Source organism: Streptomyces sp. NPDC028289, assembly GCF_055565975.1.
In genome coordinates this window covers 141,290-165,612 of record NZ_JBVHTI010000004.1, presented here as the reverse complement: position 1 = coordinate 165,612, position 24,323 = coordinate 141,290, and the positions used below count along the sequence as shown (strand labels likewise).

Sequence of the window (24,323 nt, the reverse complement as noted above, 5' to 3'; positions counted from 1 at the left end):
ACACCGGCGATGACCAACAACCCACGAATCGACGGCGGGGACGCCGTCGTCTCCGCCTTCAACGCGGCGGGCGCCGACTACGTCTTCTGCTCCTCGGGGTCCGAATGGGCCCCGGTGTGGGAGGCGCTGGCCCGCCGCCACCGCGACGGCGAGCCCGCCCCGCGGTACCTCGACCTGACCCACGAGACGGTCGCCGTCGGCATGGCCACCGGCTACGGGCTGGTCGAGCGCCGCCCGCAGGGCGTCCTGCTGCACGCGGCGCCGGGCCTGCTCCAGGGCTCGATGGCCGTGCACGGCGCGCTGCTGGCCGGCGTGCCGATGGTGGTCGCCTCGTCCGAGTCGACCACGTACGGCGACGCTCCCGGGCACGACCCGGGCGGTCAGTGGTACCGCAACCTGTCGATCGTGGGCGGCCCGCACGGCATCGCCCAGCCCTTCACCAAGTGGTCGACCGAGGCCGCCGGCGTGCACACGCTGCCCACCATGATCACCCGGGCGGCGGAACTGGCCTGGCGGGCCCCGGCCGGACCGGCGTACCTGAACATCCCCCTGGAGATCCTCCTGGAGGAGTGGGACGGCCGCGAGGCCAAGCCCGTCGTCCCGCCGGGCTCCACGCACAGCTCGCCGGAGGAGGTCGACCCGGTCGCGCAGCTGATCCGCGAGGCCGCCAACCCGGTGATCGTCACCGAGACGGCGGGGCGCGAGGCGGGCGGCTTCGAGGCCCTCGTCGCCTTCGCCGAGGCCTGGAACATCCCGGTCGTGGAGCCGGACTCGGCGGTGTGCGGCAACTTCCCGCGCACCCACCCGCTGCACGCGGGCAGTGACATCGGCCCCTGGATGGACTCGGCCGACCTGATCCTCCTCGTCAACTGCCGCGCCCCGTTCTATCCGCCCTCGCGCCGCCCCGCCAAGGCGAAGATCGTCGTCGTCGACGAGGTCCCGCAGCGCCCGCACGTCGTCTACCAGGTGCTGTTCGCCGACGCCTACCTGGAGGGCAACGTCGCCAACACGCTGCGCCAGCTGGCCAAGCGGGCCAAGGACCTCGACGAGGAGGCGGTCGAGATCCGCAGGGCCGCCCAGCAGGAACGGCACGCCGCCGAGCAGTCCGCGATCGCGGCGGCGGAGACGAAGGCGGCCGAGGCCAAGGGCGTCGACCCGGTGCTGGTCGCCGCCACCCTGCGCCGGCTGCTGCACGGGCAGGACGCGATCGTCGTCGACGAGACCATCACGCACAGCCGCGTCGTCAAGCGGCACGTCCAGACCGCCGACCCGGACTCCTACTTCTACGTCCAGGGCGGACTCGGCCAGGGCATCGCGGTCGCCCTCGGCGTCAAACTCGCCGCGAAGGAGCGGCCGGTGGTCCTCACCATCGGCGACGGCGCCTTCACCTACAACCCGGTGATCCCGTCGTACGACGCCTCCAACGCGTACGAACTGCCGTTGCTGATCGTGGTGTTCAACAACCGTGTCTACAAGTCGATGAACCTCAACCACCGCCGCTTCTACCCCGACGGAGCGGCCGCCGAGACCGGCGAGTGGCTCGGCACCGATCTGCACCGGCTGCCCCGGCTCGCCGACTTCGCCGAGCCGTTCGGCATGCACACCGAGACCGTCGACACGTCGGAGGCACTCGCGCCGGCGCTCGAACGCGCCCTGAAGGCCGTGGCCGAGGGCACGACCGCCGTCGTGGACGTCCTAGTCACCCGCTAGCCAGGAGACACACCGCAACCATGTCCAACACCCCCACCAAGATCTTGGTGCCCGCCGACGACCTGCGCGCCTTCTCCGCCGCCCTCCTCGAAAAGGGCGGCCTGAGCGCCGAACACGCCCGCACCACCGCCGACGTGTTCGTCTGGGCGGCGCAGCGCGGCGTCGACTCGCACGGCACCGCCCGCGTCCCCGCCTACCTGGACCTGCTCGCCAAGGGCGTCGCCAACGCGCGGCCGGAGATGACGATCGAGTCGACGGCCCCGGCCGCCGCCGTCCTCGACGCCGACCGCGCCCCCGGCCCGGTCGCCCTGACGGCCGCCGCCGACGAGGCGGTACGGCGTGCCCGCGAGACGGGCATCGCCTCGGTCGGCGTCCGCCGCACGGTGCACACCGGCGCCATCGGCTACTACGTGTCCCGGATCGCCGAGCAGGGCCTGGTCGGGCTCGGTTTCGTGGCCGGCATGCCCAACATGGGCTACACCGGTGTCAAGGGCGCGGCCGTCGCCACCAGCCCCCTCGCCATCGCCGTGCCGGCCCGTGACCACGCCCCGCTGCTGCTGGACATGGCCACCGCCACCATCGCCCTCGGCAAGATCCGGCAGGCCAAGGCGAGCGGCACGCCGTTGCCGGAGGGCGCGGCCGCCACGGAGGACGGCACCCCGACGACCGACCCGGAACTGGCGGTCATGCCCCTGCCGTTGGGCGGCGCGAAGGGTTCCGGCATGTCCCTCGCCTTCGAACTCCTCACCAGTGTTCTCGTCGGCGCGCCGATCTTCGCGTCGTTCCACGCGGGCGACCGCAAGCACCGGCAGAACGCCCTGCTCATCGCCGTGGACCCGGCCGCTTTCGGTGACCCGGAGGCTTTCACCGCGAACGTGGACGACACCCTGAGCACGCTGAAGGGTCTGCCGGTCGCGGCAGGCGCGGACGGGGTGTTCTACCCCGGTGAGCGCAGCGCGGCGGTGGCGGAGGGGCGGGGGACGAAGGGCATCCCCGTGGCCGCGAAGGTGTGGCGTGAACTCGCCGAGCATGCCGACCGGTTGGGGGTCACTGCGCCGCGGTTCGAAGGGTAGATGCTCCACTGGAAGGGCTGCGATCGGCCGACTGCGGCGCCGTCGTGGCCGGTCGCGCAGTTCCTCCCCCAGCCTTCGGCCGGGGGTACCCCCAGCGCCCCGATGGGGCGCTGCCGAACCGCAGCGGACTTCGACGGATGCACCTGGCCCTGTGAGCAACGGTCCGTCGGTGCCCCGTCAGGGCGCGGGGCTGCAGTGAATGTGCGGCTACCGCCGCGTGGGCGCGACCAGCCACCGGCAACGGTCAGCCGCCCACCGGCAGCACACCCCGATCTCTCAGGCGCCCGGCCCCCCGACTGACCGCACATGACGCGCGATGAGCGCATACACCTCCCGCGCCTTCACATCGTCCGTGCCGTCGTACCCGTGGTCCACGCCCGCCACCTCGTGGTGTTCGACCAGTGCCCCCACGGCCTCCAGCCGTGAGGCGTACCGCTCGCCCTCCGCCCTGAGCAGGTCGTGCTCGGCGGTGATCACCAGCGCCGGCGCGATGCCGGTCAGGTCGGCCGTGTCGGACGGGTGCGCGGGGGACACCAGCGGGTCGGCGCGCCGCTTCGGGTCGGGGACGTACGCCGTGTCGAACACCTCGGCCATCCAGGGCCGCAGTACCGGTCGGGCGACGGCGGACCGCTTGTCGGTGGCGCTCGTCGCCAGGTCCAGCGGGGGATAGTGCAGGACCTGGAGGGCGATCGAGGGGCCGCCCTCGGCCAGCGCCTGCCGGGCCACCGCCGCCGCGAGGCCGCCGCCTGCGCTCTGCCCGCCGACGGTGAGCCGGGCGCCGTCCCAGCCCTGCTCGGCCGCGTGTCCGGCGATCCAGCGGACCACCTCGTAGGCCTGGCGCGGCGCGGCCGGGAAGGGGTGCTGCGGGGCGACGACGTAGTCGACGTTGACGACGGCCACCCCGGCCTGCGCGGCCAGGAACCGGCAGAGCGGGTCGTCGAGTTCGGTGAGCGACATGACGTAACCGCCGCCGTGGAAGTTCACGTGCACCGGGGGAGCGGGATCCGTGGTCGTCGGCAGGTACACCGTGGCGCGGGCCGGGGCGACGGCGGTGGGGATGGTCAACGTCCGTACCGTGCGGGGGAATTCGGGGAACCGGGCGTGCGCGGCGGCGTCGGAGCCCGGGCCGCTGGGGCGCCTGCTCGCGAGCAGGGTCAGCCGCTGCATGGTCTTCGCGGCGAGCGCGGCGACCCAGGGACGGGCCAGGAGGGACATGGGGCTCCGATCGGAAGGGGCCTGCGCCACGGGGCGGCACCCGGCGGGCGACGGAACGACCATCAGGAAACCTGACGATCGTCGGGTGACGATAACCCTCGTTCAGATCGTGGTGTCAAGCCCTGCGGCGATCAGCGCGGGTCCCGGAACGGCCCGTCGTGGTCGCGGGGCCGGTGCCCGCAGGGGCTGTGCGCGGGCGGCTGTGCCGGCCAGTCCGGTGTCCTTCGGCGCGGTCACGCACGCGGCGAACCGGACGCCTCGCCGGTCTCGTCGATCTTCCGGTCGCGCACCGTTCACCATCCTTCAACCTGCGTTCGAGACCACAGCCCACCCGGACTGCTACTACGGCATGCAGGAACGGGGGGCGGGCGCTGCCTAGCTGCACGAAACTGTCTACTACGAGTTGTACGAGTTTACCTACTACATGTTGTAGAGTTTCGCCGCTCCACTCCACCTGCGGAGTCTCTGCGGAGGAACCCACCCATGCCCCACCTCGGAAGTACGGTGCATCTGCGTGCCCTGGCGGCCGCCGCCCTGCGTCCCCGGCCCGCCCGCGCTCCCCGGCCCGTGCCGCCGGCCGAGCGCGTCGTGATCGTCTCCGCGAGCATCGGCGCGGGTCACGACGGCGCCGCGCGCGAACTGGAACGCCGGCTGACGGCGGCCGGTGTCGCGGTCGACCGGTACGACCTGCTCGACCTGCTGCCCGCCCGGCTCGGCCGGGCCGTCCGCGACGGCTACCACCGGATGCTCGTCCGGGCGCCCTGGGCCTACCAGCGCGTCTACACCAGCACCGAACGCGCCGGAGGCGGCGGCCCGTTGGCCCGGGCCCTGCTGCGCACCGCCGAGAACCGCATGCGCGCCGCCCTGCCCGCCGACACCGGCGCCGTCGTCTCCACCTACCCCGGCGCCAGCCGCGTCCTGGGCATGCTGCGGCTGACCGGCCGCCTCGACGTGCCGGTGTTCACCTATCTCACCGACTTCTCGGTGCACCCGCTGTGGGTGGCCGAGGGTGTCGATGTCCACCTCGCCGCCCACGCCGTACCCGCCGCGCAGGCCCGCGCCCTGGGTGCCCGGGACGTCCGGGTGGGCGGCCCGGTGGCGGACCCGCGCTTCCGCCCCGCCGACCCCGAGCGGCGCCGGGCGGCCCGGGCCCGCTTCGGGCTCCCCGCGGACGACCCGCTGGCCCTGCTGGTCGCGGGTTCCTGGGGGGTCGGCCCGGTCCGGCAGGTGGCCCTGGAACTGCGCGACTGCGGCGCGGCCGTACCGGTCGTCGTCTGCGGCCGCAACGAGGTCCTCGCGGCGCAGTTGCGCGCCGACGGCATCGAGCACGCCTACGGCTGGGTCGACGACATGCCGGGCCTGATGCACGCGGCCGACGTGCTGGTGCAGAACGCGGGCGGTCTGACCTCGCTGGAGGCCTTCGCCGCCGGCCTGCCCGTCGCGAGCTACCGCTGCATACCGGGGCACGGCCTCACCAACGCCGCGGCGCTCGACGAGGCCGGGGTCGCCGCCTGGATCCGCGACCCGGGCGAACTCAAGGACGTCCTGTACGAGTTGATCGACGGCCCGCGCGGCCTGCTGCAACGCGAGGCGGGCCGCGCCCTGTTCGCCGCCGCCGGGGCGGGCCCCGCGGACGAGATAGCCCGCGCCTGCCGTACCGGCGGCCCGCTGCCCGCCCCGCCCGGCCCCGGCCTGCCGTCGACGCCCGCGGCGGGCCCGGTCGTCCGCGCTCCGCGCGTCGTGCCCGCCCGGCGTGGGCCGCGCCCGGCGCTCCGGCGTCTCGCCGCCAGCGCGGCCGTGGCCTGTGCCCTCTGGGCCGGCGCGGTCGGCACCGCGGTCGCCACGACCGGCAGCGCGCCGGGCGTCATCCACGCCATCGACCACACCCTCGACCTCGACGACGACACCCACCCCGGCGGCCCGCACCAGGAGGACCACCACTCGTGACCGCCCCCGTACGGCTCCTGCGCACGGCCGCCCTCGCCACCCTCCCGGCGCTCGCCCTGCACGCGGCCCCCGTGATCTCCACCTTCGGACCGCTGCGCAACCGCGCCATGCCCCGCCTGGCCGGCCGGGGCCGGGCGGACCACGTCGCCCTCACCTTCGACGACGGCCCGGACCCGCTGTCGACCCCGTTCTTCCTGCGTGCCCTGGACGAGCGGCGGGTCCGGGCCACCTTCTTCCTGCTCGGCTGCCAGGCCCGCCGCTCACCCGGCCTGGTCCGGGAGATCGCCGCGGCCGGACACGAGGTGGGGATCCACGGCTGGCTGCATCGACCGCTCCTGCTGCGCGGCCCCCGGGCCACCCACGACGACTTCGCGCGGGCCCGGGACACCGTCGGCGAGCTCACCGGACAGGCGCCGCGGCTGTTCCGGCCGCCGTACGGAGTGATGTCCACGGCGGCCCACCTGGCCGCCCGCAGGCTCGGTCTCACCCCCGTGTTGTGGACCTGCTGGGGCGAGGACTGGACTGCCCGCGCCACCCCGGACTCCGTCCATCGCACGGTCGTCCGGGACCTGGACGGCGGCGGCACGATCCTGCTGCACGACTCCGACTGCACCTCGGCGCCGGGCGCCTGGCGCTCGGCGCTGGGCGCGCTGCCCCGCCTCCTGGACAGCTGCGACCGGCGGGGACTCACCGTCGGGCCGTTGCGAGAGCATGGAATCTGACCCCCGGGGTGTACGCGCCCGGCAGTACGGGGGGTAAACCCACGCAGTAACTTACTTGAGTTACGCAACGATATGGTAAACTGGCCGGTATGCCCACAGAACCGCTGCCAGACGTCCCCGCCGCCACCCCGGAGGTCGTGGAGATCGAGCGCGCCCTGACGCGCATCACCTACCTGAGTACCCGGGCCCGCCAGCACGAGCGGCTGATGGCCCTGGCCGGGGTGCCGCTGGACCGCGCCGCGGTGGCCCTGCTGCGCCAGGTCGCCGACTCCGAGCCGCTGCGCCCGGGGGAGCTGGCGCAACGGCTCGGGGTCGAGGCGTCCCACGTGACGCGGACGGTGCAGCAGCTCCAGCGGTCGGGCTACGTCACCCGCGTCCCCGACCCCGACGACCGCCGCGCCCAGCGGATCGAGCTCACCGACGCCGGCCGGGCCGCCGTCGACCGGGTCCGGGACGCCGGGGCACGGGGCATGCAGCTGGCCCTCGGCGACTGGGAGCCGGAGGAGCTGCGGCAACTGGCCGTGCTCTTCCACCGCATGGTCGACGACTTCCTGGCCTACGCGGTCGAGGACGAGCCCGGCCAGGAGAGCGCCGAGACGGCGCCGCCGGCGTCCCGGGCCGTGTGAGGCGGCGGCAGGCGCGGACGAGCGGACGGCCCACCCGGCGCGGAGCGGGCCGGTACCGACCGGTAGTATCCGGCGGCAGGTCGTCAGAGGAGGCTTCGTGGCCCGGTCCGAACGTTCACCCCTGCTGCTCGCGGGACTGCTCGCCACCGCCGGGGTCGCCCACTTCGCGGTGCCGAAGCAGTTCGACGCGACGATCCCGAAGGCGCTGCCGGGGTCCCCGCGCGCCTGGACGTACGGCAGCGGGGCCGTGGAGCTGGCGCTGGCGGCGGGGATCGCCCTGCCGCGGACCCGCAAGGCGGCGGCCCGGGCGGCCGCCGCCTTCTTCGTGGGTGTGTTCCCGGCCAACGTGCAGATGGCCGCCGACTGGCAGAAGCGGCCCGAGCCGCACAGGACCGCGGCCCTCGTTCGCCTGCCGCTCCAGATCCCCCTGGTGCTGTGGGCGCGCGGGGTCGCACGCAACGAGGAGGGCCGATAGATGGCGGCACCTGTCGAGGTGGGAAGCAAGGCCGAGGACTTCGCGCTGCCGGACGAGACCGGTACGACGCGGACCCTCACGGAACTGCTGGCCGACGGGCCGGTCGTGCTCTTCTTCTATCCCGCCGCCCTGTCGGCCGGCTGTACCGCCGAGGCCTGCCACTTCCGGGACCTCGCCGCCGAGTTCGCGGCCGCCGGCGCCCGGCCCGTCGGGATCAGCGGGGACAGCGTGGAGCGCCAGCAGGAGTTCTCCGGGAAGCACACGCTCGGCATGCCGCTGCTCTCCGACGTGGACGGCACCGTCCGGGAGCTGTTCGGCGTGAAGCGGGGCTTCTCACTCGCCCCGACCAAGCGGGCCACCTTCGTGATCGCCCAGGACCGTACCGTCCTGGAGGTCGTCCGCAGCGAGCTGCGCATGAACACCCACGCCGACCGGGCGCTGGCCGCCCTGCGGTCCCACCAGGCCTGAGCGGACGGCCCGGGACCGCGCTTGATGCCCCGGGGCACAGGTCTCATCCTGGGGCGTATGGAGCGTGTCGCTGCCACGGCGGTCATCGATGCCCTCGGCCGGGTGACGGGGTGGAGCGAGGGCGCGCGGGCGCTCACCGGTCACCGGGCGGAGGAGGTCGTGGGCAGGCCCGCCACCGCCCTCCTCGCCGAGCAGGTGCCCGCCGAGGCGCTGGCCGCCCGCTCCGGGACCGTCGCCCTGCGCCGCGCCGACGGACGCCGCACGGAGCTCGCCCTGACCGCCTGCCCCGTCCTCGGCTCCGACGGCGCGACCACCGGCTACGTGCTCACCGCCGACCCGCCCTTTCCGGCCGCCCCCACCCTCGCCGACCAGGCCTTCCAGCAGGCCTCGATGTCCATGTCGGTCTTCGACGTACGCCAGCGCCACCTCCGCTCCAACGACGTCGCCTGCCACGTCATGGGCGTCCCCGAGGCGGCCCTGCTCGGCCGCTTCTTCCTGGACACCGTCGAGGAGGCCCCGCACAGCGAGGGCTTCGTGCGCCATCTGCGGCAGGTCGTCGAGACCGGCCGGCCCGTCCGCTACGAGAGCTTCACCGGCGCCCCCACCCTGAACCGGGAACACGCCTGGAGCATCGAGATGTGGCCGCTGCGCGACCCCGCCGGCGAGCTCATCGCCGTCGCCCTCGCCGCCTTCGACAGCACCGAGCAGTACCTGGCCCGGCTCCGGCTCGCACTCCTCAACGAGGCGGCCACCTCCATCGGCACCACCCTGGACGTGGTGCGCACCGCCGAGGAACTCGTCGAACTCCTCGTCCCCCGGTACGCCGACTTCGCCAGCGTCGACCTCCTCGACTGGGTCCTCGGCGCCGAGGAACCGCCCACCGTGCCGGAGGGCGACATCTCGCTGCGCCGCGTCGCCCACGGCTCCGTGACCGAGGGCACCCCCGAGGCCGCCGTACGGCTGGGCGACGCCGAGGTGCACCCGGCGGCCTCACCGCCGGCGCGGGCGCTGCGGGAGCGGCGGGCCGTGGTCAGCCAGGCGGGCGAGCCCGAGTTCCGCCGCTGGGTCGACGAGCGCAACGCCCGCGCGCCCGAGGGCCGCCCCTACCGCGCGGGCGTCCACTCCATGATCGCCGTACCTCTGCAGGCCCGGGGCGTCCTGCTCGGAGCCGTCGTGGGCGTGCGCATGCGCCACCCCGACGCCTACGTCGTCGACGACACCCTCTTCGCCGAGGAACTGGCCAGCCGCGCCGCCGTCTGCATCGACAACGCCCGCCGCTTCGCGCGCGAGCGCGCCACCGCCCTCGCCCTCCAGCACAGCCTGTTGCCCCGCGGCCTGCCCCAGGCCGCCGTCGAGGTCGCCCACCGCTACCTGCCCTGCGGTTCGCTGGCCGGCATCGGCGGCGACTGGTTCGACGTGATCCCGCTCTCCGGCAGCCGCGTCGGCCTGGTCGTCGGTGACGTCGTCGGCCACGGCATCCGCTCCTCCGCCACGATGGGCCGCCTGCGCACCGCCGTACGCACCCTCGCGGACGTGGACCTGCCCCCCGACGAACTCCTCACCCACCTGGACGACCTGGTCACCCACCTGGCCGCGGACGGTTCCGGCGAGGAGGTCGCCGAACTCGGCGCCACCTGCCTGTACGCCGTCTACGACCCCGTCTCGCGGCGGCTCAGCCTCGCCGCCGCCGGGCACCTGGCGCCCGCGGTCGTCCTGCCGGGCGGCCAGGCCGAGCTGATCCCGATGACCGCGGGCCCGCCGCTCGGCGTCGGCGGTCTGCCCTTCGAGGCGACGGAGCTCGAACTGCCCGAGGGAGCCGTCGTCGCCCTCTACACGGACGGTCTGATCGAGGACCGCGACCGGGACGTGGACCGCGCCACCGAGGAGATGTGCCGCGCCCTGAGCGCACCCGCCGACTCCCTGGAGGACCTCACCGACAACGTGCTCAAGGCCGTCATGCCGGAAGAGCCGTCCGACGACGTCGCCCTGCTGCTGGCCCGGACCCGCGCCCTCGGCGCCGACCGGGTCGCCACCTGGGACGTGCCGCGCGACCCCGCCGCGGTGGCGCACTTCCGGCAGGCGGCCACCGAGCAGCTCACCCACTGGGGCCTGGACGAGGCCGCGTTCGTCACCGAACTCGTCGTCAGCGAACTCGTCACCAACGCCATCCGCTACGGCGAACCGCCCATCCAGCTGCGGCTGATCCGCGACCGCGCGCTCATCTGCGAGGTCTCCGACGGCAGTTCGACCTCACCGCACCTGCGCCGGGCGCACGCCTTCGACGAGGGCGGCCGCGGCCTGCTCCTGGTCGCCCAGCTCACCCAGCGCTGGGGAAGCCGGCAGACGGGCAGCGGCAAGACGATCTGGGCCGAACAGCCGCTGCCCTGAGGCCCGTTGCGGCTGCCCCCCCGACAGCGACACGACGCCCGGCGCTACTCGAAGTCGCAGCCCGGGTTCGGCACCGACTCCGAGTACGGCGAACCGTGCGGCAGGATGTACAGCACGTCCAGGACCAGGTCGGTGTCGCCGAGGTTGGCGCCCAGGTGCACGTCGTCCGGCCCGCCCGACTCGTACACCGCGCCGCCCCGCCGGTAGACGCCGTCCTCCTTGCAGTCGGAGTGGAAGTGGCTCAGCGTGCCCTTCTGGACGTACCCGTAGACCGGGCCGTCGTGGTAGTGCCAGCCGGTGGTCTGGCCGGGCGGGACGGTGATCTCCCGCAGCACGTAGTCGGTGTCGCCGACGGTGGTCTGGCTGATCACCCTGCCGGTCACGCCGGGTCCGGCGGGGGTGGCATGGGCGGTGCCGCAGGTCAGCAGAGTGCCGGCGGCGACCGCCCCGGCCATGGCGGTACGGAGCGCGGTACGCATGTGTGGGGGCCTCCTGGACCGAAGGTCGAGTACCTTCGTGAACATAGGCCCCCGCCCGGCCGGCCGGGGCAGGAACGGCTCAATCCGCGTACGCGCAGGAGGCGTTGCCGCTCACGCGGCCGGACACCGCCCGTCACGCCTCGCCGGCGTCCGCCGCGACCTGGGCGAGGGTGCGCCCGGACCGCACCGAACGGGCCCGCCGGGGGTCGGGCGTGCCGTGGCCGTCCGAGCGGCCGGCCCCCTTCTTCACCAGCAGCCAGGCGTCCTCGCCGTCCCGGCCCCGGAACCGGGTCAGGGCGTACTCGCCGTGCAGCTTGGAGCCGTGCAGCCGGAAGGTGGCGTGCCCGCGCTCCAGCGACTCCCCGAAGCCGACCGGGCGCCCCCTGCGGTCGTGACCGAGCGGCTCGTACCAGCCGTGGTCCCAGACGATCACGGTGCCACCGCCGTACTCGCCCTTCGGGATCACGCCCTCGAAGTCCTCGTACTCCAGCGGATGGTCCTCGGTGGGCACGGCCAGCCGCTTGTCGCCGGGGTCGGCGGACGGGCCCTTCGGGACCGACCAGGACCTCAGGACGTCGCCGACCTGCAGCCGGAAGTCGAAGTGCATCCGGCGCGCGTCATGGATCTGCACCACGAACCGGAGCCGGTCACCGGCCCCCGTCGCCTCTCCCGACGGCTCCCTGGTCCGCTCGAAGTCACGCTTGTCACGGTACGTACGCAACCGGTCGTCGTCGCCACCCACCACGGCTCCTTCCCTCGGACGCGCGTCCCGAGTACCCAGGCGGGCGGCTCAGAACTCCTCGTGGCTGTCCGGGTCGCCGCCGAGCCGCCGGCGGGACCGCTCGGAGACCGCGGCCATCTGGGCGGCGTCCAGTTCGAAACCGAACAGGTCCAGGTTGGCCCGCTGCCGCCCGGGGTCCGCCGACTTCGGGATGGGCAGGGCACCGAGCTGGACGTGCCAGCGCAGCACCGCCTGGGCGGGCGTCACCCCGTGCGCCTCCGCGACGGCGGCGACCGCCGGGTCGTCGAGGAGCCGGACGTCCCGGCCGAGCGGGCTCCAGCTCTCGGTGACGATGCCCTTCTCCGCGTGGAAGGCCCGCAGCCCGTCCTGCGGGAACAGCGGGTGCAGCTCCACCTGGTTCACCGAGGGCAGCACCCCGGTCTCCTTCTCCAGCCGGGTGAGGTGCTCCTCGGTGAAGTTGGAGGCGCCGATCGAGTGCGCGAGCCCCTCCTCGCGCAGCTTGATCATCGCCCGCCACGAGTCGACGTACTTGCCGACCCGCGGGTTGGGCCAGTGGATCAGATACAGGTCCACGTACTCCAGGCCCAGCCGGTGCCGGGACTCCTCGAAGGAGGCGAGGGTCTCCTCGTAGCCGTGGTGGCGGCCCGGCAGCTTCGTCGTCACCACCACCTCCTCACGGGGCACGCCGCTGCTCGCGACACCCCGGCCGACCCCGGACTCGTTGCGGTAGTTCACCGCCGTGTCGACAAGCCGGTAACCCAGCTCCAGGCCGTGGCGAACGGCCTGCTCGGCCTGCGTGTCGTCCATCGGCCAGGTGCCGAGGCCGACGGCGGGGATCGTCGTACCGTCGTTGAGCGTGTACGCCGGAAAGCTTGTCACGATGGGACCTTCCGTCGACTGTGTCCTTCGCCCACCCTCACCGATGGGGTGCGCGGTGATCAAGCGGACCGGGCACGGCTACTCGTCCGTGACGGCCGCGACCAGTCGGAACACGGCCGCGAGGTCCGGCACGTCGGCCAGCCGGGCCACGACCTCGCCGTTCGCGAACGCGCGCTGCGCGGCCGTCAGTTCGGCATCGACGGCGGCCTCGGCCTGGACCCGGATGTAGTTCAGCGCGGTCGCGAAGAGCATGGAGAACGACTCCGGGCCCCGGACGGTGGCGGGGCCACCCGCCTGCCGGTAGGCGTGGACCAGGCGCCGGGCGGCCGCCGGGTCCCCGTGGTTGCCGCCCGACCAGACGAACAGGGCCTGTGCCAGCTCCCGTTCCGCGGACGTGGGTCCGGCGTTGTCCCAGTCGAGCAGGACCGGGCCGGCCGGGCCGACCAGGACGTTCTGGGGTTGCAGATCCAGATGGGAGATCACCCGGTCGGCCGCGTCGGACGGGCTCACCCAGCGGGCCAGCTCCACCGCCGAGGTACTGATGAACCGGCCGAGCGCGTCCTCCCAGGGCAGCCCGGCCTCGGTCACCTTCCCGTGCAGGTCCTTCCAGTCGCCGTCCCGGGGACACCGCTCGTACCACTCGTTCGGTGCCTCCGTCGCGCCCGCGCCCGCACGGTGGAGCAGGCCCATGGTCCGGCCGAACCAGTCCAGGAGCGCCGGGTCGGCGACGTCCGCCCGGGTGCCCTCGACCCAGTCGTACAGCTTCACACGGGTCACCCCCTCGGCGGTCGGGACCCGCGTGAGACGGGCGCCGTAGCGGTTGGCGAACAGGCGGGGCGCGGAGATGCCCAGGCGCTCGCCGGCGAGCCGTAAGGCGGCCTCCCGCGCCACGTCCTCCTCGTCGCAGTCGAACAGGAGCTGCTTCGCCGCCCGGGCGGGGCCGTCCGGGCCGGTGAGCCTCCAGATCTGCCCGAGCGCGCCACGGGCCACGGGGGTCAACGTCCAGGGCCCCGGACCGAGTTCATAGGCCTCGGCGATGAAGTCGGCGCTGTCGTGCATGGGCGGCTCCTTCGGTATGGGTGTACTTCGATCATGGCGTTGCCGACTGCTTCCGCAACGCCTTTTGTCCCGCGCGGCGCCGTCACGCGCACGACTCGGGCGTCGGCGGGCTCCACGGTTGCGAGGCGCCGGGGGCGGAGTAGCCTGGACATGATCGTTGCCACCTGGCTCTGGAGGTAGGCGATGTTGATCCGATTCCTGCGGCGCCGTATGCCGCACGGCCTCGTCCTTCTCGGGAACGGCCGTCTGATCCGCGGGTTCAGCGGCGGCGACTACGACGGTCACGGATACCAGTCCTGACGCACCCGCACCCGCACCTGTGACACGGGAGGAGGCGCGGTGGAACAGGACACCGATGCCCTCGTGGCCATGACGCGCATCCTTTCACCGCACTGCCGTGTCACCAGGCTGTCCGGCGGAGCCCTGATCGCCGACTGGAGACGGACGCGCTTTCTCGGCATGACGACGGCCGATGTGCAGACGTTCGCCGACGGCAACGCCGAGAAACGCGCCGAACTCGTCACCGGCCTCGTCCGCGCCGGATGCGCGCCGGCGCGCCGGAAGGCCTATACCGACGGCGAGATCGGGATCTGGCTGTGCGGCGTGTACCTGCTGATCCGCACGCTGGGCTTCGGACGGGTCCTTCGGCTGCTGCCCTTGGCCGCGCCCGGATACGCCCGTGCGGACGTCCCTCCCGCACAGGACGTGGCCAGGCTGAAACGAGCGGTCCAGTCGCACAGCCGTGGCAGCTGGTTCGTCGACGACGACTGCAAGGCCGAGGCCGTGACGGCGTTCGTCCTGCTGCGACGGCGCGGCTTCGAGGCCACACTGCAGGTCGGCGTCCGTGAGCACCCGTTCGCCCTGCACGCCTGGACAGCCGCGGCCGGACTGTGCATCCCGGATGCCGATCCGCGGGGGCATGCCTTCACACCGGTCCTCTCGATCGGCTGCGGAAGCCAGTGAGATGGAAGCGCTCCGACTCGACTGGCACGGGGATGCGGCGAGCCTGTGGACCGCCGACGCCATGGTGCGACAGGGACTGGTGACGACGGTCACCGCACCGGCCGGCACCGCGGCGGTCGTCGGCTGGGTCGGCTCGGTCCAGGACCGCCTGGCAGGTGCTCGCGCGCTCCTCGACGCCTTCGACCGTCCCGGAGCCGAACCGCCGCTGCCGGCCGGTGACTTCGCGGCTGTCCTCGTGTACCGGGACCGCGTGTTGCTGATGCGGGACGCGCAGGCCCGCATCCCGCTGTTCTTCAGAGAGACCGGGGGCCGCGTGAACGCCGTGAGCACCGCGGCGCGCGGCCTGGGCCGCACCACGGACTTGGAACCCCGTTACCTCTGCCGCCACCTGACCGGGAACATGGCCCAACCGCACACGCGGCTGACCCCGTTCGCCGGGGTGCACCGTGTCCTCGGCGGCGAGGTGGTCGAGCTCTCGGCCACCGGGCGGCTGCGCGGCCGTCGGGCCGGCTGTCCGGCGGCACCGCCCCCCGTACTCCGTCCCGGTGGGGCCGGGCAGGATCTGCGCCGGGCCCTGGAGCAGGCTGTCGGGCGCCGCCTCGGCAGGACGACCGCATGCCACGTCTCCGGCGGCACCGACTCCACCAGCGTCGCCTTGCTCGCGGCGCGCCTGCTCGCCGAGGGCGAAGACCCCGACGCGGACCTGGTCCTGCTCGCCGGTCGCTTCGACGGGGGAGAACTGGCCGGTGAGCGGCCGTATCTCACGGAAGCCGTGGACGCGGTCCGCCGGCTTGCACCAGCGGCCCGTCCGGTGATCGTCGAGGCCGACGACGTGGCCGACTTCGACGACTTCGAGCACCACGCGGGCGACTCGGACGAACCCCACGCGCACGCCTTCCGCGCCCCGTTCTGGAAACGGCTGCACGGCACAGCGGCGGAACTGGGCTGTGACATCCTGCTGACCGGTTGCGGAGCCGATCCGGTCGTCGACACCAACCTGCTGCACCTGCACCGGCTTGCCCGCTCCGGCAGGCTCCGGGAGCTGACCCGGCAGGCACGAGCCCTGGCCGCGGTCAATGAACGGGGTGTCCGTGAGATCGTCGGCACCCACGTGGTGCGGCCGGCCCTTCCGCTCGCGGCCGAACGGTGCGCGAGGCTCGTTCATCGCGGAACCGTACTCGGGGGACTCGGCCCCTTCACCCGCCCGCCCTGGCTGCGACCCGGATTCGCGCGGGCTCACGGCTATCGGGCGGCCAGCATCGCCGAGAGCCGCTTCGTGTTCGGGAGCCGGCCGGAGCAGTCGCTCTACGACGCGGCCAACTACCTCGCCGCGCCGGACCCGTTGTCCTGGCGCTACGCACAGCAGAACGGGTTCTTCCTCTCACACCCCTTCCTCGACCCTGAGGTGATCGCGACGATGCGGCGCCTCCCCGCCGAAGCCACGACCCGAGCGGGCCGTTCGAAGGCGGTTCTCCGCGAGGCCATGGCGGACCTGCTCCCGCCCCGGATACACGGCCGAACGGCCAAGATCCCTTTCAACGACCTCTACGTCCGCGGCCTGCGGGCCCACGGCGACGAACTCGTCGACCTCTGCCGCTCCGCACGGCATCCCCTCGTCGGGGAGATGTTCGACGTCGACACGCTGTGCCGGGCCGTGCGGGAGGCGCAGTGGGGGATGGGCGACTCGTACGCCTGGGACCGCGTGAACTGCTCGCTCGCGCTCGTGATGTGGCTGGAGAGGCTGGGGGAAGGGCGCTCTGCCGAACCCGGGACTGATGTGCCGGTCACCGTTTGCTCTTGATGCCCCACAGGGTGAGTTCCACCGGTCCTGTTTCGGCGATGCGGATGCCATACCGGTTGTGCGTCACGGGCTCGGGCTCGTCCTTGCCACTTCTTGAGCTGATGGATTCCGTGATGTTGACGCCGTGCATGCCGAAATTCCAGTAGACGGTGATGTGACGCGTGTCCCTCGTTTTCGCGTCGATCGCGTTGTTCTCGTGGAGCGGGCTTTCATAGATGAGGGAATCAGTACTCTTCTTGACCCATCCGGGTACATGCCCGCCGCCCCAACTCGTGAATCCGGCTGCGGGATTGAGGTGGTCGAGGGCCACGCGGTCCTTGCGCGTGAGGTGTGCGCTGGCGTAGAAGGCCATCTGGTCGTACTTCGTGTCCATGGGCAGCTGTACGACGACTTTGGCGTTGACGGTGTCGTTCGCGTCGATAGAGCCTCCGTAGGGCATCCACGGCTGGGCGTCCACGAGGTCGCCGGGCTGGTAGATCTCTGTGCGCGACAGCGGATTCGTCTCCTCGAATTTCCTCCACTGTTCGGCAGTGGCTCGCCATTGTTCGCGAAGCCGGCCCTGCCGGGCCAGCGGCACCTCTTGCCCCATGGCGTGGAATTCGGTGCCGAGCACGTCGAAACCCAGGTCGCTGTGGTTTTCGAGGGTGATGTCGACCGGCACGGAAAATGCCTTTCGATCGGGACTCAGTACCGGAGCCCCGGTGGTCAGCCTGATGACCGGCCTGATCTCGTGCTGGGACGGCAGGTAGAGACTCTGGTAGCCGAAATTTCCTGCCGCGATGGCGGTGGTGACGATCAACGCCGTGGCCACCCGCTTCGGAGCGGGAATCACGGCCAATGTCCGCCACACGGCGAAGACGGCCCACGCCGAACCCGACGCGAGGGCGCCGAAGAACGCCTTCCAGAGGACCGAATCGGCGTTGCACAGCAGTTCGAGGAAGAGCGTCACATTGGCCACGACGGCGGCGAACGCGCCGACCAGGGCCACCATGCCGGAGTTGGCGAAGGTCCGGAACAGCCAGTGGTCCACGAGCGCCGCGGCGCCCAGGAACGAGGCGAAGGCGACCGCGATGAGCACCGCGCCGGTGAGGCGACCGGGAAAGGTGAAGGCACTGGTCAGGTCCCCGACACCGAAATAGCCCAGCGCAGCGGCCGTCAGCAGGAGGACCAGCAGGACCGGCACGAGGCACACGCGTGAGCGTCCGTTGTGGGCCAGAGCCCGCTGCGCCCGCTCACGCGAGGAGTCCCGCGCGTTCTTGCGAAGGTTCACGCGGCCACCTGCCGACCTGTGGCAACGGGTTTCACGGGTGCCTCCTTCGCAGACCACAGCAGACCGAGACGCCTGCCACCAGGAAGTTCGTGATCATCGTCCGTGACGATCCGCCCGCTCGCCATCCGCGTGCCTCCGGATGCAGGAGTGCCCGGTGCATCACCGCGTCCCGCGCCGGGGTACTTCTCCAGTGGCCGGTACCGACGACCCTCGGAGCACGCATGACGACGGAGAACAGCACGCGAATCCAGGCGGTCGGGGCGAACCCCGTCGCCGGGCACATCGGCGCCGAGATCACCGGGGTCGACCTCGCCCAGGACCTCGACGACGCCGTGGTCGCGGCGATCCGGGAGGCCGTGCTGCGCTGGAAGGTCGTCTTCTTCCGGGACCAGCGGCTCGACCACGCCGGGCACGTCGCCTTCGCCCGCCGCTTCGGCGAACCGGTCGTGCTCGGGCGGCGCGGCAGCGCCTCACCGGCCGGCCACCCCGAGGTGGAGACCACCGCCGACCGGCTGGAGCTGGGCGGACGCTTCGGGATGGAGCACGAGGAGTGGCTCCAGCGGCGCCGGCACACCCTGCTGCGCGGCTGGCACTGCGACCACGGGGCACGTATCGACCCGCCCGCCGCGACCATCCTGCGCGCCGAGACCGTCCCGCCCTACGGCGGCGACACCACCTGGGCCAACCTGGCCGCCGCCTACGCCGGGCTCTCCGCGCCCGTGCGCGCCTTCGTCGACGGCCTGCGCGCCGAGCACCGCCTCGGCGTCGGCTACCAGCCCCGCCCCGGCGACGACTCCTACCTGCGCCACCTCCTCGACCACCAGGTGGCCTCGGTGCACCCGCTGGTGCGCGTCCATCCGGAGACCGGCGAGCGGGTGCTGTACGTCAACGGCTACTACGTCGAGCAGATCACCGACGTCTCCCGCCCGGAGAGCGCCGCACTCCTGGAGATGCTGCTCGAACAGGCCGTACGGCCCGAGTACACGGTCCGCTTCCGCTGGGAGCCCGGCAGCGTCGCCTTCTGGGACAACAGGGCCACCATCCACCTCGCGCCGAGCGACAACGCCCACCTCGGCTTCCCCCGCGTCATGCACCGGGTGATGCTGCACGGCGAGGTGCCGGTCGGCGTGGACGGCAAGCCGTCGGAGCCGGTGACCGGCACGGAGGTGCGCCGCTGGTGACTCAGGCGGTGGCCGTCGGGCTCCAGCCGAGCGCCGGGCCCAGGTGGGTCGCCATGTCGGTGAGGATCTGGACGTAGTCCTCGTGCTCGAAGGTGAACGGCAGGGCGAAGGCCACCTCGTCGACCTCGCGGAAGGCGGCGTGCGCGTGCAACCGCTCGACGATCTCCGCCGAGGTGCCGACGACGTCCGGCGCGAAGAGCAGCCGCCCAGGACCCTGCGGGGCCGTGGTGCGCGGCAGTCGCTTGGCCGCGTACGCCTCGTACTTGGCGCGCTGCTCCGGCGTGGCGGAGTCGGTGGGGATGACGACCAGGCCCTGGGAGACCCGGGCGGCCTCGCCGTCCGGGTGATGGGCGCGGAACTCGCGGATGTGCGAGAGCTGGATCTCGGCGAAGTCGTACGCGTCCGCCGGGTCCCCGGCCCGTACGACGCTGCTGGTCAGGAAGTTCATGCCGTGCTCGCCCGCCCAGCGTGCCGAGCCGAGGCTGCCGCCGCCGTACCAGAGCCGCCGTCCGAGGCCGGGGGAGTGCGGCTGGACGACGTCGGAGAACACCTCGAAGCCCTCCACCCCGCTGAAGTCGGTGGCCGGCTTGCCCCGGACGAAGTCCAGGAGTCGCCGCACCCGCTCGTAGCTGAAGTCCTCGACGTCGGCGGTGTCCGGGTAGAGGGCCTCCTTGATCTGCTCGTAGTGCATGGGCGGGCCCACGCTCACACCGGGGTTGAGGCGGCCGCCGGACAGGAGATCGACGGTCGCCAGGTCCTCGGCCAGCCGCAGCGGGTTCTCCCAGCCCAGCGGGATCACCGCGGTGCCGAGCTCGATCCGGCTGGTGCGCTGCGAGGCCGCCGCGAGCACCGCGACCGGCGACGATATGCCGTACTGGAGGTGCCGGTGGCGCACCCACGCGCTGTCGAAGCCCAGCCGCTCGCCCAGCTCGATGATCTCCAGCGTGGACTCGTGCCCCCGCCCCGGATCCGCGCCGTCGAACAGGCCGATGGTGAGGAAGCCCAGTCTGCGCAGGGGGCGGGGGGTGGACGGCACGGGTCCTCCAGCGGTCGTACGTCAGTTCTGCCCCGATTGTGGCACCCGAACATTGCGGGAGTGTGATCAGCGCAGCGGGATGGTGATCTCGTCCTCGACCGGCGGGTCCAGCTCCTGCGGGCGGTTCCCGGTGGCGGCGAAGCAGCGCAGCCGTACCGCCTCGGGGCCGACGTCGAGGCGCAGGAAGCACTTGAAGAAGGGCGGGGTGTAGGTGGCCGAGCCGGGGGAGAACAGCTGGGTGTAGATCTTCTTCACGGGCAGCCGGAAGCGCGGGCCGCGATCCGGGCGGCTGCCGGCGCCCAGCAGGGTCGCGACCAGGCGCGTGCGCCGGGTGCCCCGGGTGTCCGGGGCGGGCGTGCGGCCGGGTCTGATGCCGAGGCGCTCGGCGATCACGGCCGTCGCCTCCGCCTCGGTGAGGGTGAACAGGCGGCGGAGCCGCAGCCGCCGGCCGTACAGCCGGCTGTAGAAGGCGAGGGAGTCGCCGCGCAGCGGGTAGCAGCGGAAGTCGTCCTCGGTGACGTTCGCGATCGACACCGGGGGGATGGTGTGGGTGGCGTGCATGAAGGCGCCGCCGCCGCCGGCGACCACGTACTGGATGGTGCGGCCGTCCACGTCCACGGGGTAGCGCTGGTAGTTGTGGATGTCACCGCCGATCGCCGCCACATAGTGGTGGGCCGGGTCGCGGACGATGTCGTCGACCGTGCCGCCGCCCTCGATGGCGCAGGGGTGGTGCTCGCCGTCCACGTACAGCGGGGAACCGGTGACGAGGATCTTCGGACGCGGTCCCCGGGACACCTCCCGCAGCCAGGCGCCCTGTTCGGCGTCGATGGTGCCGAGCAGGCCGGTGTCGATGCCGACGATCCGGACCGGCCCGGCGTCGATGGCCCAGTACGGCCCCGGCTGCACGGCCGCCTGCTCCGGCCTCGGCCGCAACTTCCGGGCTCCCGTGAGGAGTTGCTCGTCCGCCGGACGCGGGCGGTGCCACAGCAGGGCGCGCCACCAGGCGCGGGTGAGCGGGCGCGGCCTCGGTTCGGCCGGGAGCGCCGGGGCGTCGTCGCAGAAGACGCGCATGAACGCGCCGAGGTCCTCGTACCAGTCGTGGTTGCCGGGTATCGCGTAGATCGGCGCCGGATAGTCCCGGTAGGGACGGAAGAACTTGGTGCCGTAGTCGTCGGTGGTGCCGACCGGATAGATCACGTCGCTCGCGATCACCGCGAAGTCGGTGTCCTGACTCGCCTTCAGGAACCCCGGCACGACGGCGTACTGGGAGTCGTCGCCCTCGCCGGTGTCGCCGATCACCATGAACGAGAAGCGGTCCGCCTCATGACGCCGGATCACCTTGTCGACGGGCGCCCCGGCAGCCGTCTGCTGCGCCACCCAACGACTGCGGGTACGGCCCGTCGGGTCGCCGAACCAGGACGCCAGTACCCCGTTGCGGGCGGCCCACATGGTCCTCGGGTTGAACCAGAACAGCTTCTCGACATGGTCCGGCATCAGTTGGCGGTAGCTGCCGCGCTCGGCCTCGCCCCAGCCGGCGCCTTCTGCGGTCTTGCGTGAGGAGTCAGACACCCGGGAACGGTACAACGATCAACGGGTGGCTTCGGGACGGGGGTTCGGGCGGGACCCGGTCACCATTCACAGGGGTTCGAGGGGGTGCCGTTCGGGCGCCCCGGGGTGCCGTACCGGTCCTTGCCGGACGGAGCGGTGCGCGTCGCCCTGCCGTGCCGGCCCGCGCCGGCCCGTGCCGGGCGCGGTGAGCGGCCACCGTGGTTCCGGGGCGTGCGCGCGCCGTGCCGGCCCGTTGGGCGTGAGCGTGCCGCTCCCGCCGGTGCTTTCGGCGGATCGTTCTCGGGAGCCGCCTGTCGGTTCCAGTCCCCTTCGCCGAGAACGAGCAGCGGGTCGAACATCACCACCACCCCGGCCAGCAGCAGGAACACGATCGGGCCGAGCAGCATGGGCAGCAGCAGCGAGGTCGGTGACGCGCTCGACCAGGAGGTGGCGGATGCCGGGTGCACGTCGACGCTCACCGCCGCCATGGCGGTGTAGTGCATGCCGGACACCGCGAGGCCCATCACCAGGCTGGCGCCGAGACTCGCGGTGAAGCCCCGCACCGACACGGCCGCCCACAGCGCGGCCGTCGCCGCCGCGATCGCGATCAGCACGGAGAGGCCGACCGTCACCCGGTCGTAGTGAATCGTTCCGTCAAGGCGGAGTGCGGCCATGCCCAGGTAGTGCATGGCGGCCACGCCGAGACCGGTGATGACGCCCGCCGTCCAGAGGGTCCCCGAGGTCGCGCCCCGGTAGCCGACCGCGAAGACGCCGATACCGACGACCAGGATCGCCACCGCCAGACTGAGCAGGGTCAGGCCCACGTCGTAGCGGATCGTGGTCTCCTGGACATGGAAGCCGATCATCGCGATGAAGTGCATCGTCCAGATGCCGCAGCCGATCGAGGCCGCCCCGAGGGCGAGCCAGCCGGGCCGCCACGACTCCCCGTGGTGGTACAGCGACCTGACGATGCAGCGAAGCCCCAGCGCCCCGCCCAGACAGGCCATCAGATAGGCCGCGACCGGAGTCACCGCGCCGTAGTGGAAACCGTCCGTCGTCCCGTGCATGTGCAACTCCCCCCAGAGCCACGGCTGTTGTGCGGGAAGGTACTACGCGCCGGGGGCTACGGAGGGGCGTTCACCGGGACTTCGGCCGCCTCTCGGGAACCAGGGATCGACACAGCTGCCGCAAGGGCGGTCTCCAGGCAGGGCACAGTGGGGGAGGCCTCAGGGTGCGACGATCTTGATCGCGCTCATCCAGCCGTGCCCGTCGGGCCGCGTCTGCAGGGCCATGTGCAGCAGCTGGATGCCCTCCAGCTCCCGGGCGTGCCGCAGTCCGCCGACGACCACCGGGTTGAGCCCGCCGGAGGAGACCAGTTCCGCCACCTGGTCGCGGGCCGCCGCGTCGTCTCCGGCGATGAACACGTCCAGCGGCAGCCCGCCGACCTCGCCCGCGACCAGCGCGCCCGCGAACGTGGTGTTGAAGGCCTTCACCAGATGCGTGCCCGGGGCGGCGGCCTCCGCCAGCTGCTGGGCGCCGGAGCTGTCCGGGGGCACCGTGAGCGCGTCGAAGGTCGAGAAGTCCACCGGGTTGGAGATGTCGACGACGGTCTTCCCGGTGAGCCGGTCCCCGTACTCGGTCACGACCTCCTTGGCGGCGTCGAACGGCACGGCCAGCACCACCACGTCCGCCGACCCCACCGCGTCCGGCACGGCGGGCGCCACGTCCGCCCCCGGCGTCCGCTCGACCAGTGCGTCGGCGAGCGTCGCGGCCTTGGCCGGATCCGTGCCGACCAGCCGGACCGTGTGCCCGCCCGCCAGGGCCCGGGTGGCGATACCGCCCGCCATGTTGCCAGTGCCGACGATGAAGACACGCATGCGTGAGCCCCTTCCGTGGGGTGGGAGCTGCCGACGGTCGGTCCGGGGGCGCGCGGTTGGCGCATTTCCCCTGAATCAGGATAAAACGGTCGGCCTGGCACGGCTCGGGCTGGAACGCGATGCCCGCACCGGGTACCCGGCCCCGCTCTCCGGGTGGCCGGCCGCGGTGGATAGCGTGGCGATCATGGCGAGTGCGGCGGACTGGAGGATGCGGCCGGCGTCGGACGCGGACGTCGAGGCGGTGGCCGAACTGCGGGCCGTCGTGCTCCGGGACGATCTGGAGCGGCTCGGGCGGTACGACGAGCGGCGGGTCCGGCAGCGGCTGTGGGACGGGTACGACGCGGACCACACCTGGGTGATCGAGGCGGGCGGCGCCTTCGCCGGCTGCGTGGCACTGCGGCCGACCGGGGACGCCCACTGGCTGGAACACTTCTATCTGGCCCCGCATGCGCAGGGCGGCGGCATCGGCTCGGCCGTGCTGCGCGAGCTGCTGGAGCGGTGCGACCGCGACGGCGTCACCGTCCGGCTGAACGTGCTGCGGGGCAGCGCGGCCCGGAGGCTGTACGAACGGCACGGGTTCCTGGTCGAGACAGAGGATCCGGTGGACGTGTTCATGGTGCGCCCGCCGTCCCCGTGAGCGACGTTCCCGCTCGACCCCTCACCGTGCATAGGGAAAACCCTCGAACGACCTCTACGTGGCTGACATGCGCGGGTCAAATCTGGAATCCTCGCTCAGCACACGCTCTCTCCCTCGCGTGTGCACGGATCACGGACCACGCACCCCCGGTCCCCGGATCCCGGTTCCCGCACAGCTCAGCTCGTCCCGGACAGCACATCCCCGTCTGCCCGGTCTGTCACCGGCCG

Annotated in this window: 22 protein-coding genes; 12 read left to right on the top strand and 10 right to left on the bottom strand. The window is 72.7% G+C overall.

All coding sequences use genetic code 11. From position 1 onward, the window contains the following. The first annotated feature begins 9 nt into the window (after positions 1-9). Both ACZ4UV_RS20720 and ACZ4UV_RS20715 read left to right on the top strand, forming a co-directional pair. Positions 10-1,710: a thiamine pyrophosphate-dependent enzyme gene (locus ACZ4UV_RS20720; RefSeq protein WP_467839644.1), complete on the top strand. Its 1,701-nt coding sequence runs from the start codon at positions 10-12 to the stop codon at positions 1,708-1,710. 20 nt (positions 1,711-1,730) lie between these two features. After that, complete coding sequence (locus tag ACZ4UV_RS20715) at positions 1,731-2,783, top strand: Ldh family oxidoreductase (protein WP_467839641.1); 1,053 nt, start codon at positions 1,731-1,733, stop codon at positions 2,781-2,783. Between the two features lie 276 nt (positions 2,784-3,059). Here ACZ4UV_RS20715 and ACZ4UV_RS20710 read toward each other — a convergent pair whose 3' ends face one another. Beyond that, positions 3,060-3,998 (bottom strand): alpha/beta hydrolase fold domain-containing protein, encoded by a 939-nt coding sequence (locus ACZ4UV_RS20710; RefSeq protein ID WP_451019082.1) that lies wholly within the window; start codon positions 3,996-3,998, stop codon positions 3,060-3,062. Between the two features lie 483 nt (positions 3,999-4,481). On the opposite strand from ACZ4UV_RS20710, the gene ACZ4UV_RS20705 reads away from it, so the two are divergent. From ACZ4UV_RS20705 to ACZ4UV_RS20680, 6 genes are all read left to right on the top strand, one after another. Then, positions 4,482-5,945 carry a glycosyltransferase gene (locus ACZ4UV_RS20705; RefSeq protein ID WP_467839637.1) on the top strand — a complete coding sequence of 488 codons (1,464 nt, stop codon included), beginning with the start codon at positions 4,482-4,484 and terminating at the stop codon, positions 5,943-5,945. After that, positions 5,942-6,667: a polysaccharide deacetylase family protein gene (locus tag ACZ4UV_RS20700; protein WP_390044893.1), complete on the top strand. Its 726-nt coding sequence runs from the start codon at positions 5,942-5,944 to the stop codon at positions 6,665-6,667. The genes ACZ4UV_RS20705 and ACZ4UV_RS20700 overlap by 4 nt, the downstream gene beginning before the upstream one ends. A gap of 89 nt (positions 6,668-6,756) precedes the next feature. Further along, positions 6,757-7,293, top strand: a complete 537-nt coding sequence (locus ACZ4UV_RS20695; RefSeq protein ID WP_351500758.1) for a MarR family winged helix-turn-helix transcriptional regulator — start codon at positions 6,757-6,759, stop codon at positions 7,291-7,293. Positions 7,294-7,390: 97 nt separating this feature from the next. Then, positions 7,391-7,768: a DoxX family protein gene (locus tag ACZ4UV_RS20690; RefSeq protein ID WP_467839633.1), complete on the top strand. Its 378-nt coding sequence runs from the start codon at positions 7,391-7,393 to the stop codon at positions 7,766-7,768. Continuing rightward, positions 7,769-8,236: a peroxiredoxin gene (locus ACZ4UV_RS20685; RefSeq protein ID WP_467839629.1), complete on the top strand. Its 468-nt coding sequence runs from the start codon at positions 7,769-7,771 to the stop codon at positions 8,234-8,236. A 57-nt stretch (positions 8,237-8,293) separates the two neighbouring features. Continuing rightward, the gene (locus ACZ4UV_RS20680) at positions 8,294-10,624 is read left to right on the top strand and encodes an ATP-binding SpoIIE family protein phosphatase (RefSeq protein WP_451019078.1); all 2,331 of its coding nucleotides are present in this window, start codon (positions 8,294-8,296) and stop codon (positions 10,622-10,624) included. 44 nt (positions 10,625-10,668) lie between these two features. Here the strand turns inward: ACZ4UV_RS20680 and ACZ4UV_RS20675 are convergent, their stop codons facing one another. From ACZ4UV_RS20675 to ACZ4UV_RS20660, 4 genes are all read right to left on the bottom strand, one after another. Beyond that, complete coding sequence (locus ACZ4UV_RS20675) at positions 10,669-11,103, bottom strand: cupin domain-containing protein (protein WP_390044883.1); 435 nt, start codon at positions 11,101-11,103, stop codon at positions 10,669-10,671. A gap of 133 nt (positions 11,104-11,236) precedes the next feature. After that, positions 11,237-11,845 (bottom strand): DNA polymerase ligase N-terminal domain-containing protein, encoded by a 609-nt coding sequence (locus ACZ4UV_RS20670; protein WP_467839624.1) that lies wholly within the window; start codon positions 11,843-11,845, stop codon positions 11,237-11,239. Positions 11,846-11,893: 48 nt separating this feature from the next. Then, entirely contained in the window at positions 11,894-12,724 is an 831-nt protein-coding gene (locus ACZ4UV_RS20665) for an aldo/keto reductase (RefSeq protein ID WP_451019076.1), read from the bottom strand. Between the two features lie 78 nt (positions 12,725-12,802). Then, on the bottom strand, positions 12,803-13,783 hold the full coding sequence (locus tag ACZ4UV_RS20660) for a phosphotransferase enzyme family protein (RefSeq protein WP_451019075.1): 981 nt from the start codon (positions 13,781-13,783) through the stop codon (positions 12,803-12,805). A 339-nt stretch (positions 13,784-14,122) separates the two neighbouring features. Here ACZ4UV_RS20660 and ACZ4UV_RS20655 point away from each other — a divergent pair, with 339 nt between their 5' ends. Both ACZ4UV_RS20655 and ACZ4UV_RS20650 read left to right on the top strand, forming a co-directional pair. Beyond that, positions 14,123-14,746 carry a lasso peptide biosynthesis B2 protein gene (locus ACZ4UV_RS20655; protein WP_467839620.1) on the top strand — a complete coding sequence of 208 codons (624 nt, stop codon included), beginning with the start codon at positions 14,123-14,125 and terminating at the stop codon, positions 14,744-14,746. Position 14,747: 1 nt separating this feature from the next. Further along, positions 14,748-16,547, top strand: a complete 1,800-nt coding sequence (locus ACZ4UV_RS20650) for an asparagine synthase-related protein (RefSeq protein WP_467839617.1) — start codon at positions 14,748-14,750, stop codon at positions 16,545-16,547. On the opposite strand, the gene ACZ4UV_RS20645 is transcribed toward ACZ4UV_RS20650, so the two are convergent. After that, complete coding sequence (locus ACZ4UV_RS20645) at positions 16,531-17,817, bottom strand: hypothetical protein (protein WP_451019072.1); 1,287 nt, start codon at positions 17,815-17,817, stop codon at positions 16,531-16,533. The genes ACZ4UV_RS20650 and ACZ4UV_RS20645 overlap by 17 nt on opposite strands. Positions 17,818-18,038: 221 nt before the next feature. On the opposite strand from ACZ4UV_RS20645, the gene ACZ4UV_RS20640 reads away from it, so the two are divergent. Continuing rightward, the gene (locus tag ACZ4UV_RS20640) at positions 18,039-18,998 is read left to right on the top strand and encodes a TauD/TfdA dioxygenase family protein (protein WP_467839614.1); all 960 of its coding nucleotides are present in this window, start codon (positions 18,039-18,041) and stop codon (positions 18,996-18,998) included. A 1-nt stretch (position 18,999) separates the two neighbouring features. On the opposite strand, the gene ACZ4UV_RS20635 is transcribed toward ACZ4UV_RS20640, so the two are convergent. The 4 genes from ACZ4UV_RS20635 to ACZ4UV_RS20620 form a co-directional block, all read right to left on the bottom strand. After that, positions 19,000-20,034 (bottom strand): LLM class flavin-dependent oxidoreductase, encoded by a 1,035-nt coding sequence (locus ACZ4UV_RS20635; protein WP_467839611.1) that lies wholly within the window; start codon positions 20,032-20,034, stop codon positions 19,000-19,002. A 66-nt stretch (positions 20,035-20,100) separates the two neighbouring features. Further along, positions 20,101-21,603 (bottom strand): metallophosphoesterase family protein, encoded by a 1,503-nt coding sequence (locus tag ACZ4UV_RS20630; protein ID WP_467839608.1) that lies wholly within the window; start codon positions 21,601-21,603, stop codon positions 20,101-20,103. A 59-nt stretch (positions 21,604-21,662) separates the two neighbouring features. Continuing rightward, entirely contained in the window at positions 21,663-22,649 is a 987-nt protein-coding gene (locus ACZ4UV_RS20625; protein ID WP_467839605.1) for an MHYT domain-containing protein, read from the bottom strand. A 159-nt stretch (positions 22,650-22,808) separates the two neighbouring features. Continuing rightward, positions 22,809-23,459 (bottom strand): NADPH-dependent F420 reductase, encoded by a 651-nt coding sequence (locus tag ACZ4UV_RS20620; protein ID WP_390044861.1) that lies wholly within the window; start codon positions 23,457-23,459, stop codon positions 22,809-22,811. A 184-nt stretch (positions 23,460-23,643) separates the two neighbouring features. Here ACZ4UV_RS20620 and ACZ4UV_RS20615 point away from each other — a divergent pair, with 184 nt between their 5' ends. Further along, positions 23,644-24,096, top strand: coding sequence for a GNAT family N-acetyltransferase (locus tag ACZ4UV_RS20615; RefSeq protein WP_451019067.1), 453 nt, complete (start codon positions 23,644-23,646; stop codon positions 24,094-24,096). The last annotated feature ends 227 nt before the right edge of the window (positions 24,097-24,323 follow it).